The organism is Amnibacterium sp. (assembly GCF_025463795.1).
Lineage (GTDB): Bacteria > Actinomycetota > Actinomycetes > Actinomycetales > Microbacteriaceae > Amnibacterium.
The window spans coordinates 1-14661 of the sequence record NZ_JAODBE010000063.1; the positions used below are offsets into that span (position 1 = coordinate 1).

The 14661-nt window shown below is 75.8% G+C and carries 14 protein-coding genes and 1 pseudogene; 5 read left to right on the forward strand and 10 right to left on the reverse strand.

Going from position 1 to position 14661, the window contains the following annotated elements; translation table 11 throughout:
- The 8 genes and pseudogenes from JWQ92_RS06085 to JWQ92_RS06120 form a co-directional block, all read right to left on the reverse strand.
- A pseudogene (locus JWQ92_RS06085) lies at positions 1 to 362 on the reverse strand (hypothetical protein); the annotation flags it as partial.
- Positions 359 to 1951 carry a S8/S53 family peptidase gene (locus JWQ92_RS06090; RefSeq protein ID WP_297343574.1) on the reverse strand — a complete coding sequence of 531 codons (1593 nt, stop codon included), beginning with the start codon at positions 1949 to 1951 and terminating at the stop codon, positions 359 to 361. The gene JWQ92_RS06090 and the pseudogene JWQ92_RS06085, both read right to left, overlap by 4 nt.
- A 17-nt stretch (positions 1952 to 1968) precedes the next feature.
- Complete coding sequence (locus JWQ92_RS06095) at positions 1969 to 2421, reverse strand: hypothetical protein (RefSeq protein WP_297343575.1); 453 nt, start codon at positions 2419 to 2421, stop codon at positions 1969 to 1971.
- On the reverse strand, positions 2418 to 3005 hold the full coding sequence (locus JWQ92_RS06100) for a sigma-70 family RNA polymerase sigma factor (RefSeq protein ID WP_297343576.1): 588 nt from the start codon (positions 3003 to 3005) through the stop codon (positions 2418 to 2420). Before JWQ92_RS06100 ends, JWQ92_RS06095 begins: the two co-directional genes overlap by 4 nt.
- A 14-nt stretch (positions 3006 to 3019) precedes the next feature.
- Positions 3020 to 4768, reverse strand: a complete 1749-nt coding sequence (locus JWQ92_RS06105; RefSeq protein WP_297343577.1) for a type III PLP-dependent enzyme — start codon at positions 4766 to 4768, stop codon at positions 3020 to 3022.
- 41 nt (positions 4769 to 4809) lie between these two features.
- On the reverse strand, positions 4810 to 5886 hold the full coding sequence (locus JWQ92_RS06110) for a crosslink repair DNA glycosylase YcaQ family protein (protein ID WP_297343578.1): 1077 nt from the start codon (positions 5884 to 5886) through the stop codon (positions 4810 to 4812).
- Positions 5883 to 6332 (reverse strand): hypothetical protein, encoded by a 450-nt coding sequence (locus JWQ92_RS06115; protein WP_297343579.1) that lies wholly within the window; start codon positions 6330 to 6332, stop codon positions 5883 to 5885. Before JWQ92_RS06115 ends, JWQ92_RS06110 begins: the two co-directional genes overlap by 4 nt.
- A gap of 81 nt (positions 6333 to 6413) precedes the next feature.
- A complete protein-coding gene (locus JWQ92_RS06120; protein ID WP_297343580.1) occupies positions 6414 to 6782 on the reverse strand; it encodes a VOC family protein in 369 nt (122 codons plus the stop codon).
- A gap of 184 nt (positions 6783 to 6966) precedes the next feature.
- Here JWQ92_RS06120 and pdxH point away from each other — a divergent pair, with 184 nt between their 5' ends.
- Positions 6967 to 7602 (forward strand): pyridoxamine 5'-phosphate oxidase, encoded by a 636-nt coding sequence (pdxH, locus tag JWQ92_RS06125; protein ID WP_297343581.1) that lies wholly within the window; start codon positions 6967 to 6969, stop codon positions 7600 to 7602.
- Here pdxH and JWQ92_RS06130 read toward each other — a convergent pair.
- Both JWQ92_RS06130 and JWQ92_RS06135 read right to left on the reverse strand, forming a co-directional pair.
- Positions 7556 to 8464 (reverse strand): hypothetical protein, encoded by a 909-nt coding sequence (locus tag JWQ92_RS06130; protein ID WP_297343582.1) that lies wholly within the window; start codon positions 8462 to 8464, stop codon positions 7556 to 7558. The genes pdxH and JWQ92_RS06130 overlap by 47 nt on opposite strands.
- A gap of 55 nt (positions 8465 to 8519) precedes the next feature.
- Complete coding sequence (locus JWQ92_RS06135) at positions 8520 to 9374, reverse strand: alpha/beta hydrolase (protein ID WP_297343583.1); 855 nt, start codon at positions 9372 to 9374, stop codon at positions 8520 to 8522.
- Between the two features lie 163 nt (positions 9375 to 9537).
- On the opposite strand from JWQ92_RS06135, the gene hutH reads away from it, so the two are divergent.
- The 4 genes from hutH to JWQ92_RS06155 all read left to right on the forward strand — a co-directional run.
- The gene (gene hutH, locus JWQ92_RS06140; RefSeq protein ID WP_297343584.1) at positions 9538 to 11088 is read left to right on the forward strand and encodes a histidine ammonia-lyase; all 1551 of its coding nucleotides are present in this window, start codon (positions 9538 to 9540) and stop codon (positions 11086 to 11088) included.
- A 34-nt stretch (positions 11089 to 11122) separates the two neighbouring features.
- On the forward strand, positions 11123 to 12823 hold the full coding sequence (gene hutU, locus JWQ92_RS06145) for a urocanate hydratase (RefSeq protein ID WP_297343585.1): 1701 nt from the start codon (positions 11123 to 11125) through the stop codon (positions 12821 to 12823).
- Entirely contained in the window at positions 12820 to 14049 is a 1230-nt protein-coding gene (locus JWQ92_RS06150) for an allantoate amidohydrolase (protein WP_297343586.1), read from the forward strand. Before hutU ends, JWQ92_RS06150 begins: the two co-directional genes overlap by 4 nt.
- A partial coding sequence (locus JWQ92_RS06155) for an amidohydrolase family protein (RefSeq protein ID WP_297343587.1) occupies positions 14046 to 14661 on the forward strand: 616 nt, incomplete at its 3' end. The genes JWQ92_RS06150 and JWQ92_RS06155, both read left to right, overlap by 4 nt.

A 14661-nucleotide genomic window follows, 5' to 3' on the forward strand; every position in this document is an offset into this window, starting at 1 on the left:
GCGAGGCGGCCGAGCACCGGCGGGTCGCCCTCCAGGTCGCGGATGTCCCTGCCGAGGTGCCGGAGCGCCGACCGCGCGTCGCCCCGCCGCATCTCGATCAGCCCCACCTGCCCGACGAGCACGGCGCGCGTCTCGCGCGACAGCCCACGGGTCGCCGCCGCACGCCTCGCGCTGACGAGGGCCGCAGCCGGATCGCCGGTCTCGGCGTCGAGGTAGGCAGTGGTGCCGGTGATGCGGGCGGCGAGCTCGACATCCGTCGCGAGGCGCGCCGCCGCGGCGAGCGACCGCCGGGCCGCGACGACGCGACCGAGGTTCCCGGCGGCCAGCGCCGCGGCGTAGTGCTCCTCGGCCGTGCGCGTCACGACAGCCCGGGGACCAGCGCCTCGATCGCCGCCCGCGCCCGGGTCCGGATGTCGTCCACCGGATCCGCGTCGTCGCCGGCGGGGAGGCCCGGCAGCAGGGCCGCCGCCAGCCGCCCGGCCAGCACGGGCGCCGCGAAGGACGTGCCGCTCCACACCGCGAAGCCCCCGGCGAACGCGTCGAGATCGATGGCCGCGCGGTCGTGGCCGTCCCAGCGCAGGGCGGCAGGCGGCTGCCAGCCGCCCTGGAAGGCGACCGGCATCGTGCTCACCACCGCCCCGCCCGGCGCGAACGCCCGCACCCAGGGACCGCCGTTGCTGAACAGCGCCACCGTGCCGTCCGGGTTGAGGGCGCCGACCGACACGATCGGCACCGCGTCCGGATCCCGGGGGGCGCCGGTGCCGGACCCGGACGACCACGGGCCGAACGCGGCGGGGAACGAGGGGCGGTCGGTGGCGTCGTTGCCCGCCGAGCAGACCACGACCGTCCCCGCACGCCCGAGCGCGCCGAGCAGCTCGGCGAGCGTGGCGTCGAAGTGCGGCGCGACGGGGGTCTCGTGGTAGTAGCCGAGCGAGAGGCTGAGCACGTCGACGGGCATCCCGCCCGGTGCCCCTGCGGCGTGCCGCGTCGCCAGGGTCGCGATGCGCACGAGCGCGGCGAGCAGGTCGCTCTCCGCGACGGATCCGTCGGGCGCCACGGCACGCCACGCGACGATGTCCGCGTCGGGGCACGCCTGGTGCACGAGCCCGGCGATGAACGTGCCGTGGCCGCTGACCTCCCCGATCGCGCCGTCGCGGGGGCCGGTGAGGCTCGGATGCGTCTCGGGGTCGCTGCCGGGGTCCGTGTCGCCGATCGGCGCGCCGTCGCACGTCACGTCGCAGCGCACGATCGCGTCGAGCCACGGATGCTGCCCGCAGCCGGTGTCGAGGGTGGCGACGACGGGCCGCCGGCCGGGCAGGGTCGCCTGCCGCGCCGGCCGGGGCCCGGTCCAGGCGACGGGCTGCCGGCCGCCGGTGCCGGCGACCGCGTACGTGTCGATCGGCGAGACGCCCGCGGCGCCGAAGGGGTTCGTGCCGTGGAACGGGTTGGTGCCGTGGAACGGGTTCGTCCCGTGGAACGGATCCGGGTCGATCCCCGTCACGGTGAGCACGTGGTCGAGTCCGATGCCGGGCAGCGCGCTGCCGTGCAGGGTCCTGGCCGCCTCGAGGACCGTCCACGCGTCCGGGGCGACGCCGCCGCCCGGCGGCGGCCCGATGCGGTAGCGGCGCAGCCCGAGCTCGCCGTGGGTCGTCTTCAGCCGGTCGCGTCGCTCGATCCGGACGGGGTCCGGTTCGGCGAGCACCACCGGCGGGAAGGTGTGGTCCTCCTCGATCGTCCAGCCCGCGTCGCGGTCGCCGGCCTTCCGGAGCACGTCGACCGCCGCACCGATGTCCGCGAGGCCGGAGACGAGCACCCGGTCGGGCAGGTACCCGGTCGCGTATGCGGCGGGGCGCCGCCCCGGTACGGCGTCCGACGGGGCGAGCCGCCGTGCGCGGGCGAGCGGGAGCCGTTGCAGGGCCTCCCAGTCCAGACCACCGCTCGTGCGCTCCATCGCCCGTTCCTTCCGTCTCAGATCGCGAATGCCGCGGTGCGGAGCCGGCGGATGCCCGCCGGACCCCGCACGGTGAGGTCGAGCACGGCCGCGCCGGCCGGCAGGTCGGGCAGCTCGAAGCGGCCGTCGGCGCTGACCGCGGCGGTCCGGATGCGGGACCCGACGGTCGCGCGGGCGCTGCCCAGGGCGGCCGGGGCCACCCAGCCGTCGATCCGGCGGCGGTCGTCGCCCGTCACGGCGACGCGGATCAGCACCTCGACGCCGGCCGCGGAGAACATCCGGGTCCCCGGTCCGTCGGGGCCGCGGACCCCGACGAGCCGGTCGTCCTCGGCGAGCAGCGCGAGCAGCTCGACCTCGTCGGCCTGCCCGGCGGCGAGCACCAGCAGCACGTCGTCGGCGAGCGCCGCCGGCACCGGATCGACCGCCTCCCACAGGGCACGGAGGTCGGCGAACAGCTCGTCGTCGTTCATGCCGCACCTCCGGCGAGCGCGGCGCGGAGCTTCTCGAGGCAGCGTCCGCGCGTCGGGCCGATGCTGCCGACGGGCATCCCGAGGCGCAGGGAGAGGGCGGCGTAGTCCGGGCGCTGCTCGAACGCCACGACGCGCAGCAGCTCGCGGCAGCGTTCGGTGAGGGTGGCGACCGCCGCCCAGAGACGGCGGTGCTCGTCGCGTTCGACGACGAGCGAGTCGGGCTGCGGATCCGATGCCGGCAGCGCCGTGAGCTCCTCGTCGTCACCCGCGGGCCGGGCCGTCCTGGCCCGCCGGATCGCCTCCCGCCGCACGGTGGTGAGCAGCCAGGCGGCGACCGCGGCCGGGTCCGCGATCGAGTCCGCGCGCCGGACCAGGGCGAGCCAGGTGGCCTGCACCGCGTCGGCGGCGTCGTCGGCGTCGATCCGCGAGGCGCGAGCCACCTGCCAGAGCACCGGCGTCATCAGCCGCACGAGCTCCTCGATGGCGTCGGGCGCGCCGTCGTACCAGGCGGCGAAGGCGCGCGCGACGCGGTCCCACAGGCCGTCTCCGGCCTGCGGGACCGCTGCGCCGCGGGGCGCGCTCATGACGCCCATCATCCTCACGCGACCGCGGTCGCCGCAACGAGGTCCGTGCGGAGGATCGTGGCGGGCGTCCGGCCGTTGAACCGGCTGGCGGTCACGGTCGTGTAGGCGCCCATGGTCGGCGCGAGCACCAGGTCGCCGACCTTCAGCTGCGGCATCGGGTAGCGGCGGGCGATGACGTCCGCGCTGTCGCACGTCGGGCCCGCGAGGGTCACCCACTCCGGGTCGGTGATGGGCCGGTCGAGCTCCGAGCCGGCGAGCAGCACCGGGTGCACGTCCTCGGTGAGCACGTTGGAGAAGCTGCCGTAGAGACCGTCGTCGAGGTAGTACCAGCGGCCGTCGGGCCGGTCGGCCACGCCCACGACGCGGCTGATCGCGGTCATCGCGTCCGCCACGATCGCCCGGCCCGGCTCGGCGAGCACCGTCAGCCGCCCGGCGAGGGGCTCGAGCAGCGGGGCGACCGCCCGGGCGATCTCGACCGCGGAGATCTCCGGCTCGCAGTAGGAGGCGGGGAAGCCGCCGCCGATGTCGAGGATCCGGAACCGGATGCCGTGCCGGGCCTCGAGCACGTCCATGAGGGCGAGCGTGTCGGTGATCGCGCGGCGGAACGGGTCGGCCGTGGTCGTCTGGCTGCCGACGTGGAACGCGAAGCCGGCGACGGTGACGCCCTGGGCCACGGCGGTCGCGACGAGGCGCTCCGCGGTGCGACGGTCCGCGCCGAACTTCGTGCTGAGATCGATGTGGGCGTCCGGGTTGTGCACCGCGAGCCGCACGAGGGCGGCGCAGTCGGCGGGCAGATCACGGAGCTTCAGGAGCTCGACCTGGTTGTCGACGACGAACAGCCGCACCCCGGCATGGACGGCCGCGAGGCGCTCCGCGGTCGTCGCGATCGGGTTGCTGAACAGGATCCGGTCGCCGGGGACGCCGAGGGCCACGACCTGCCGCAGCTCGGCCTCGCCGGCGACATCGAACCGGCCGTCGGCGTCCGCGATCGCGGTGAGCACGTCGACGTGGTCGAGGGCCTTCACCGCGTAGTGCAGGTGCACGCCGGGAAGCGCCGCGCCCAGCGCCGCGTACCGGTCGCGGACGACCTGCGTGTCGAGCAGCAGCACGGGGCCGCCCGCGCGGTCGGCGACGGCGGCGAGATCGCTCCGGCGGTAGGCGGCGGCCAGCTGACGGCGCCGCACCTCCCGCATCACGGGTGCGACCGCGTCGGCCGGCCGTACCGACTCGACGCCGACGACGTCGAGCGGCCGGGCATCCGTGCGGGTGCGCCAGCCGGCGAGCTCGGTGACGCGGTAGGCGGTCGCCGCCCCGACGTAGAAGAGCACGTCGGCGGCGAGCTTGCCGGCGACGAGCCCGACGGCCGGGTCCGGCAGCACCGACATCCCGAGGTAGAGCAGCGCGGGGCGGGCGAGCAGGGTGTCGAGCAGCTCGACGGGCCCGAACTCGGCGACGCCGAGCCCGACGGTCCGGGACAGCAGCGTCCAGGCCCCGGACGGGACGACACGACGCTGCTCGGTGAGGATGAGCACGAACGCGACAGCGTAGAAGCCGACGGCCTCGGCGACGGTGCCGGCGGCGGCTGCCGCGAGCGGGGATCCGCTGCTGCGCAGCACGGACAGGCCCGCGGCGAGCAGCAGGACGGTGCCGGCGATCTCGCACGGCAGGTAGCGGGCGATCCAGAAGGCGACGGCGCGGCGGAGGCGGTGGAGGCGGGGTCGGGCCGGGGCGGCCGGCGCGGCGAGCGGGGACGTGGTGGTCATGTCTGTACGGAGCGCGCCGGCCCGCTCCTGATACAGGCCGGTCAGGAGCGGGCGAGGATCGCCTCCGCCGGCGCACCCCGATGTCGGCCGAACGCGGCGACGGCCTCCTCGAGGCCGGCACGGACGCGGGGCGTCGGGGTGGCGAACAGGGCGGCCGTGACCTCGAGCCGCTTCGCCCTCGCCGCGCTGCGCCACGTGCCCGCGACCCCGCCGTCGACCACGACGACGTGCTGCATGATCGGCGCGCCGCGGGCGTCGAGGAACCGTCGGTGCGCGGCGTCGAAGACGTCGGACCGATCCGTGTACGCCACCAGGTACTCGTCGTAGTTGGGCAGCAGCAGCACGGCCGGCGGATCCCGCGGCTCGACGGCCCCGCTCCACAGCAGCTCGCGGCCGTCGAGCGTGGCACCCTCCAGCTCCTCCCGGACCGCGTCGGCCGCGGACCGGGCGTCGGCGGCCGACAGCCCGGCCCACCAGCGGAAGTCCCGGAGCGTGGCGGGGCCACGGGTCGCGAAGTAGCGGCGGGCGAGGTCCGCGAGCACCCCCGATCGGTCGGGCGCGGCGGTGGGTGCGCGCTCGGCGAGCAGCATGTAGGTGGTGTCCCGGCCGGTCACCGGCCCGCTGCAGAGCAGGCCGGCGGTCTCCGCGTGCATCAGCGCGGTCGCGAGCCGCACGCCGTCGGTCATGTCGTGCCCGGCTGCCGTGAGCAGGCGCTGCAGCTCGCCGCGGGTGGCGGGGCCGTGCGCGAGCCGATCGCGGAGCACGGTGTGGATCGCGGCCAGCCTCTCGGGCGTGAGCCCGAGCCGGCGCATCGTCGCGGCGGCGGCGCGCATCACCGCGCCGCCCGTCGCGGCCTCGAGCGGGGCGAGGTCGGCGGGCGCGACCAGGTGCCAGGTCGGCCGCAGCACATGGGTGCGGAGGATCGCGCCGTCGGTGAGATCGGCGGTGATCGCCGCCGCGGTGCGGCCGGTGCGGACGCCGAGCGCCCAGACGCCGCCCGGCAGATCCTGGCTCTGCACGGCGCCCAGCGCGGCGACCACGTCGGCCGGCCGCCGGTCGGCGGCGGGGGCGAGGAGCTGGCCGGCGATCCGCCGCCCGCGCAGCTCCCCCGGGGTCACCGCACCGACCAGGAGTCGGAGCGGATCCGCAGGGCCGCGTCGTCTATGGCCGCGGCGGCGGCCCGGAAGCCCGCCGCGTGCTGCCCAGGAGGCAGGACCCCGACGAGGTGCCGCACGAGCGCTCCGGCGGCGAGCACCTGCGCCCGCCGCTCCTCCGGCTGGGAGGGCCGCCAGCGGTCGTCCGACAGGTATCGCGGGAGCACCGCGATCAGCAGGCCCGGCTGCGCCACGCGGGCCGCGGCCCCCTCGGGGCGGAACTCCCGCTCCGCCGCGAGGACCGTGCGCTCGTCGGGCGCCAGCACCTCGTCGGCGACGGTCTCGACGCAGTCGCGCAGCAGCTGCTCCACGACGCGCACGGAGGCGAGCCTCCGGCCGGCGCAGCCCCGCCTGCGCGTCGCGAAGAACTCGGTGAGCGTCGTATCGATGTCGTTCCTGAACCACCGCACGCACGCATGGTGGACCGCGGCACCGACAGTGCCCGAGGACCCGGGACGGCGCGGTGACGTCCGGCGCCGTCCCGGGCCGGCTCAGCGCCGTTCGGACACGCAGAGGATGTTGCCCTCGCTGTCCCGGAACCAGGCGCTGCGCATCTCGGCCGTCTCGACGACGCCCTTGTCGGTGCTCATCCCCGGGATCTCGAACTCCTCGAACACGACGCCCGCCGAGCGCAGGCGCGCCATCTCGGCGTCCAGGTCGTCGGTCGTCCAGACCATCTGGGTGTTCTTCGCCGTGCCCACGTTCTCGGTCTCGTAGACCTCGAACGCGGCCGGGCCGCTGCCGTACACGAGCATGCCGTCGTGCTCCTCGCTCGGGTCCAGGCCGAGCGTGTCGTGGTAGTACCCGCGGAACCGGGTGAGATCGGCCGCGGGCAGGATGGTGTGCGCTTCGGTGAGCATGGGAATCGTCCTCCTAGAACGAGGGAGAGAGGGACCCCGCTGACCGCGGGGTGGTGGTGGAGGGCGCGCTCCGTTGCGCGCGGCTCCCGTCCGCACAGCGAGGTGCGGGAAGACGGATCCGCCGCGCACGATACGCCCGAGGGTGCCGTTCCGACAGGGGAACGGCACCCGCAGAATGAGGCCCGTGGACTTCATCGGCAGGCACGACGACTACGAGCAGGGCGCGCTCCGCGAGGCGGAGCTCGACCCGGACCCGTTCCGGCAGTTCGTCCGCTGGCTGGCCGACGCCGAGGCGGCCGATCTGGCGAGCCCGAACGCGATGGTGCTGACGACGGTGGGCCCGGCGGGGCCCACGTCGCGCACGGTGCTGCTGAAGGACCTCGTCGGCGCGCGCTTCGAGTTCGTGACCAACGGGACCTCGCGGAAGGGCCGTGCGCTGGCTGCCGACGGGCGCGTGTCCCTGCTGTTCCCCTGGTACGCCCTCGAGCGGCAGGTGCTCGTGGACGGCACGGCGACCGCCGCGTCCGACGGAATGAGCGACCGGTACTGGGCGAGCCGGCCGCGCGGATCCCAGCTCGCGGCGTGGGCGAGCGACCAGTCGCAGCCGATCGCGTCCCGGGATGCCCTCGAGGGCCGGATGCGCGAGGTCGAGCAGCGGCTCGCCGGCGCGGGCACGATCCCGCGGCCGCCCCACTGGGGCGCCTGGCTCGTCGAGCCCGCCCGCATCGAGTTCTGGCAGGGCCGGCCGTCGCGGCTGCACGACCGGCTGGTCTTCACGCGGGAGCCGGACGGGTGGCGGATCGAGCGCCTCCAGCCCTGACGCCCTCGCGTCCCTGCTCCTCGCGCACCGCCATGTGGAGCAGCACCATCGCCCACATCCGGAGCGGTTGCCATGCCTCGGTGAGCCGGTCCGCCTCGGCGGCGGTCGGAGCGACGGGCAGGTCGAAGGCGCGCTGCACGCCCTCGAGGCTCATCGGGTCGTGGGTGACGCCGGTCGGCACGCCGACCCCGCGGTAGTGGATCGCCTCGGCGAAGAACGGCCCGATGCCCGGGATCGTCCGCAGCTCCGCGAGCGCCTGCGACTCGGGCACCGACCGGAGCCGCTGCCGATCGAGCAGGCCGTCGAGCGCGGCGTGCGCGACACCGTGCAGGCGCTCGGTCTTGACCGCCGCGAGGCCGTCGACCGCGTCGATCGCGAGCAGGGCATGCGGGTCGGGGAAGGCGGCGAACGATGCGCCGTCGACCTCGATCGTCTCCCCCGCCTGCTCCGCGAGCCGCTGCCGGATCCGCCGCGTCTGCACGATGGAGATGCGGTGCCCGATGACGAACGCGGCGGCCGCCTCGTAGGGCGAGTGGAACATCGCGGGACGCACGAAGCCGTACCGCCGCTGCAGGTCGCCGAGCAGCGGGGTGCGGTCCCCGATGCCGGGCCAGGCCGTGCCGTCCACGTCGAGTGAGATCGCGGCGAGCGCCTGTGCCGTCGCCTCGTCCGGGTGCGTGCCCACGACCCGCACCGCGACCTCACCGTCCGGATCGGCCTGGCGGAGGACCACCGCGGCGGACCCCGACCACCCCTCGACCGGGAACGGGAGAACGACCGACCGCGGATCGCCGGGCAGGGTCGGCCACGGATTGAAGTACCGGTTCTGGTTCGCGAGGTCGAAGGGTCCGAGCGGCGTCATGGGCGCATGCTCCACCCGCGCTCGGACGCCGTCCAGGCCCGGCTCTCCGGATCGGCTAGGCGGCCGAGCCGGCGAGCCGCTCCCGCACCAGCTCGGCGACCGTCTCGGGCCGGTCGATCGACGGCAGGTGCGCGGTACCGGGGATGGGCCGCGCGACGGCACCGGGGATGCGCTCCGCGATCTTCCGGTAGAACGGCACGTCGGCGGGCACGTCGAGCTCGCCCCACGCCACCGTGACGGGCACCCGGATGTCGCCGAGCGCGTGCCACACGTCCAGTCCGGCGTCCCCGGCGTCGTCGGGCGCCGCCCACTCGAGGATGCGCCGGTTCATGTCCGCCACGAGTTCCCGCTCGGCCCCGCCGACGCGGCCCTCGGGCTGGGCCGGCCCGTCGAGCCAGAGGTGGAGCAGCAGCCGCACCTGCCCGTCGCGGTCCTGCGCCGCCTCGGCCTCCTGCAGGGCGCCGTACACGCGCTCGGTGTCGGGGTCGAGCTGCCAGGGCTCGTCCTCGCCCTCGTCGGTCATGCCGCTCGCTCCGCCGCAGAGATGCAGCACCCCGCTCACCCGCTCGGGCCGGGAGGAGGCGAGATCGAGGGCCAGGGCGCCGCCGTACGAGTTGCCGACGACGAGTGCGCGATCGACGCCGGCGGCGTCGAGCACGGCGACGAGGTCGTCGAGGTGCGTGAATGCGGCCTCCGGGTCTCCGGGCGGGGTCTCGCCGAAGCCGCGCCGGTCGTAGGCGATCAGGTCGACGTCGTCGTCCTCGAGCAGCTCGAGGACGCCGCGCCACGCGCGCCGGTCCGCGACGTTGGCGTGCAGGAGGACGACGGCGGGGGCGCCGGGGCGGCCCCGCCGCTCCCCGGCGAGCACCACGTCGTCGGGCCGCCGGACGGAGAACGCTTCGCTGGGCATGCCGGAACGGTGCCACGCGCCCCCGACATCCGTCGAGGCGGACGCCCCGTTCCGGCGCCGCGCGGCCGGGAACGGGCCGGAACGTGCACGGGCGCGCGCCGGGAGGCAACACTCGCGCGCCGAGGACACGGAAGGTGTCCCCCGACAGGTGTTCGATGAGGGCATGAGTGCAGCGCCGCAGCCGGTCCGGATCGACGTCGGTCCGCTCGCCATCGAGGAGGTCGTCGCGGTCGCCCGGCACGGCGCCCCCGTCCGCCTGACCGACGACGCGCTGGCCGCCATGGCCGCCAGCCGCGCCGTGATCGAGGCGCTGGCCGAGGATCCGCTCCCCCACTACGGCGTCTCCACGGGCTTCGGCGCGCTCGCGACGACGCACATCCCGCGGCTCCGTCGCGCCGAGCTGCAGCGCTCCCTCGTCCGCAGCCATGCGGCCTGCAGCGGCGATCCGGTGGAGCGCGAGGTCGTCCGCGGGCTCATGCTGCTGCGCCTCTCGACCCTCGCGACCGGCCGTACCGGCGTCCGCCCCCTCGTCGCCGAGACCTACGCGGCGATGCTGAACGCCGGGATCACCCCGATCGTCCGCGAGTACGGCAGCCTCGGCTGCTCCGGGGACCTCGCCCCGCTCGCCCACTGCGCGCTCGCCGCGATGGGCGAGGGTCCCGCGGTCGACGCCCAGGGCGTGACCCGGCCCGCCGCGGAGGCCCTCGCCGCCGCCGGCATCGCGCCGCTCGAGCTCGCCGAGAAGGAGGGTCTCGCCCTCATCAACGGCACCGACGGGATGCTCGGGATGCTCGCGCTCGCGATCGCCGATCTCGACGCCCTGCTCCCCCAGGCCGACCTCGCCGCGGCGATGAGCATCGAGGGCCTCGCCGGCACGGACGACGTGTTCGCCGCCGACCTGCAGGCGCTCCGCCCGCATCCGGGTCAGGCGGCGTCGGCCGCCAACCTCCGCCTCGCGCTCGCGGGCTCGCCGCTCGTCGAGTCCCACCGGACGGGCGGCTTCACGCGGGTGCAGGACGCCTACTCGCTCCGCTGCGCGCCCCAGGTGCACGGCGCGGTCCGCGACACCGTCGCTCACGCCCGGACGGTCGCCGACCGCGAGCTGGCGAGCGCCGTCGACAACCCGGTCGTGACGCCGGACGGCCGGGTGGAGTCGAACGGCAACTTCCACGGCGCGCCGGTGGGCTACGTGCTCGACTTCCTCGCGATCGCCGTCGCCGACCTCGCGAGCATCTCCGAGCGGCGCACGGACCGCTTCCTCGACAGGCACCGCAACGCCGGCCTTCCTCCGTTCCTCGCGGACGATCCGGGCGTCGACTCCGGCCTGATGATCGCCCAGTACACGCAGGCGGCGATCGTGTCGGAGCTGAAGCGGCTCGCGGTACCGGCGTCGGTCGACTCGATCCCGTCGTCCGCCATGCAGGAGGACCACGTGTCGATGGGCTGGAGCGCCGCCCGCAAGCTGCGTCGCGCGATCGACGGCGCCAGGAGGGTGGTCGCGATCGAGCTGATGACCGCGGCCAGGGCCATCGACCTGCGCCGCCCCGTCCCGCCCGCCGACGTGACCGGCGCGGTCGTCGCCCGGCTCCGGCAGACGGTGCCGGGCCCCGGCCCCGACCGGTTCCTCGCCCCCGACATCGAGGAGACGGTCGCCCTCGTCGCCTCCGGGGCCCTCCTCGACGCGGCCCGCGCCGCGGCCCCGGCCCTCGTCTGATCCGGAGGCGCAGAATGACGAGCAGGAGGACGCGATGACGCTCAGCCCGACCACCGTCCGCGCGGCGCGCGGCACGGCGCTGACGGCGCGGGGCTGGCCCCAGGAGGCGGCCCTGCGGATGCTGCAGAACAACCTCGATCCGGAGGTCGCCGAGCATCCCGAGGACCTCGTCGTCTACGGCGGCACCGGCAAGGCGGCCCGCGACTGGCCGAGCTACCACGCCCTCGTCCGCACGCTCACGACGCTGCAGGGCGACGAGACGATGCTCGTGCAGTCCGGCCGCCCCGTCGGGGTGCTGCGCACCCACGAGTGGGCGCCGCGGGTGCTGATCGCGAACTCGAACCTCGTGCCCGACTGGGCGAACTGGACCGAGTTCCGCCGCCTCGAGCACCTCGGCCTCACGATGTACGGCCAGATGACGGCCGGTTCCTGGATCTACATCGGCACGCAGGGCATCCTCCAGGGCACCTACGAGACCTTCGCCGCCGTCGCGGCGACGATCGCCGCCCGGAAGGGCGGGGGAAACGGACCCAGCGGCGGCACCCTCGCCGGCACGATCACCCTCACCGCCGGGCTCGGCGGCATGGGTGGCGCGCAGCCCCTGGCCGTGACGATGAACGGCGGCGTCGCGATCGTCGTCGACGTCGACCCCTCCCGCATCGCGCGGCGGATCGAGCACGGCTACCTCGACCTGGAGGCGCGCGACCTCGACGACGCCGTCCGCCTCGCCGTCGAGGCGCGCGACGCGAAGCGGGCGCTCTCGATCGGCCTCCGCGGGAACGCCGCGGTCGTGGTCCCCGAGCTGCTGGCGAAGGGCGCCCCGATCGACATCGTCACCGACCAGACGAGCGCGCACGATCCGCTCGCCTACCTGCCCGTCGGCATCGACTTCGACGACTGGCAGGAGGCCCGCACCCGCGACCCCGAGGGCTTCGCCACGCGGGCACGGGACTCGATGGCCCGGCACGTCGCGGCGATGGTCGGCTTCCAGCGGGCCGGCGCCGAGGTCTTCGACTACGGCAACAACCTGCGCACCGAGGCGAGGACGGCCGGGTACGCGGAGGCGTTCGCCTATCCCGGGTTCGTACCCGCCTACATCCGCCCGCTCTTCGCGGAGGGCAGGGGCCCGTTCCGCTGGGCGGCGCTCTCCGGCGACCCGGCGGACATCGCGAAGACGGATCGGGCGGTGCTCGACCTGTTCCCCGAGAACGAGTCGCTCGCCCGCTGGATCCGCCTCGCGGAGGAGCGCGTGCACTTCCAGGGCCTGCCCGCACGGATCTGCTGGCTCGGCTACGGCGAGCGCGACAAGGCCGGGGTGCGCTTCAACGACATGGTCGCCTCCGGCGAGCTCGCCGCGCCGATCGTGATCGGCCGCGACCACCTGGACGCCGGATCCGTCGCCTCGCCCTACCGGGAGACCGAGGCGATGAAGGACGGCTCCGACGCCATCGCCGACTGGCCGCTGCTGAACGCGCTCGTGAACACGGCGTCCGGCGCGACCTGGGTGTCGATCCACCACGGCGGCGGCGTCGGCATCGGCCGCTCGATCCACGCCGGCCAGGTGTCGGTCGCCGACGGGACCGACCTCGCCCGCGAGAAGCTCGAGCGGGTGCTCACGAACGACCCGGGCATGGGCGTGATCCGCCACGTCGACGCCGGCTACGCCGAAGCGGATGCGGTCGCCCACCGGCTCGACGTGCGCATCCCGATGCGCGAGGGCGACGGCGAGGCGTGAGCCGGATCGCCGAGCTGCTCGAGGCGCTCGCGCCGATCGGGCGGAACGAGCGGGGCGGCTACGACCGCCTCGCGTGGAGCGACGCCGACGCGGCGATGCGCCGCTGGTTCCTCGCCGAGGCGGCCGACCTCGGGCTCGAGACCGAGGTGGACCGCAACGGCAACCTGTGGGCGCACGGACGGGGAGGCACGGGGCCCCGACTGGTGCTCGGCTCGCACCTCGACAGCGTGCCGAACGGCGGCGCCCTCGACGGTCCGCTCGGCGTCGCGAGCGCCTTCGCCGCGATGCGCTCGCTGCGGGACGCCGGCGAGGCACCCGCGTCGAACGTCTCCGTCGTCGCCTTCGTGGACGAGGAGGGCGGCCGGTTCGGGCTGGCCTGCCTCGGTTCCCGGCTGACGACCGGCGCCGTCGATCCCGAGCGGGCCCGGGCGCTCGTCGACCGCGACGGGGTGCGCCTCGACGAGGCGATGCGGGCGGCGGGGCTGGATCCGGACGCGGTCGGCCCCGATCCCGGCCGGGTGGGGTCCCTCGGCGCGTACGTCGAGCTGCACGTCGAGCAGGGCCACCTGCCGATCGACGGCTCGGACGCCGCCGGGCTCGCCGCGGCGGACGCCCCGCTCGGGGTGCTCACCGGGATCTGGCCGCACGGCCGGTGGCGGATCGACGTCGCCGGGCACGCGAACCATGCCGGCACCACGCCGATGGCCGGTCGCGACGATCCGGTCGTCGGGGCAGCGGGTGTGGTGCTCGCCGCCCGCGACGCCGCCGTAGCGGAGGGCGCGCTGGCGACCGTCGGGCGCGTCGAGGTCGAGCCCGGCGCCGTGAACGCCATCGCGGTCCGCGCGTCGCTGTGGCTCGACGTCCGTGGCGCGGACGAGGGCCGGATCCGCAGAGTCGTCGCCCGGGTCACCGCGGCGGCCGGGGTCGCGCCGGTCGAGGAGAGCTGGACCGGCGCGATGCGGTTCGCGCGGTCCGAGACGCGGAGACTGGCCGCCGTGGTCCGCGAGGTCACCGGGACCGACGCGCCGACCTTGCCCTCGGGCGCCGGTCACGACGCCGGCGTCCTGCAGGCGGCCGGCGTCCCCGCCGCGATGCTCGCCGTCCGGAACCCGACGGGGATCTCCCACGCGCCCGGAGAGTCGGCGGCCGCCCCCGACATGGACCTCGGCGTCGCGGCGCTCGCGCTGCTGCTGCGCCGCAGCTCCCCGGACCGGGTCGCCGGATGACGACCTACTGGCTCGAGCGCGCGGTGCTGCCGGACGGCATCGCCGCCGCCGTGCGGGTGCGCGTGGAGGGCGGCACGATCGAGGCGGTCCTCCCCGACGCCCCCGCGGGCACCGCCGATGTGCGCCTGCCCGGGCTCACGTTCCCCGGCTTCGCGAACGCCCACTCCCATGCGTTCCATCGAGCGCTGCGCGGCACCACGCACGTCGACGGCGGCTCGTTCTGGACCTGGCGCGACGCCATGTACGGCGTCGCCGAGCGGCTCACGCCCGACATCTACCGCTCGCTCGCCACCGCCGTCTTCGCCGAGATGGTGCTCGCCGGCTTCACGGTCGTCGGCGAGTTCCACTACCTCCACCGCGCCTCCGGCGGCAGCCCCTACCCCGTGCCGACGGCGATGGCGGATGCGGTGCTCGCCGCCGCCACGGACGCCGGCATCCGCATCACCCTGCTCGACACCGTCTACCTGCACGGCGGACTCGACGCCGAGGGCCGCCGCCTGCCCCTCGCGACCGCCCAGCGGCGCTTCGCCGATCCCGACGTCGCCGGCTGGGCCCGCCGGCACGCGCGCCTGGCGGCGGCCCCCCGCGCCCGCATCGGCGTCGCCGTGCACT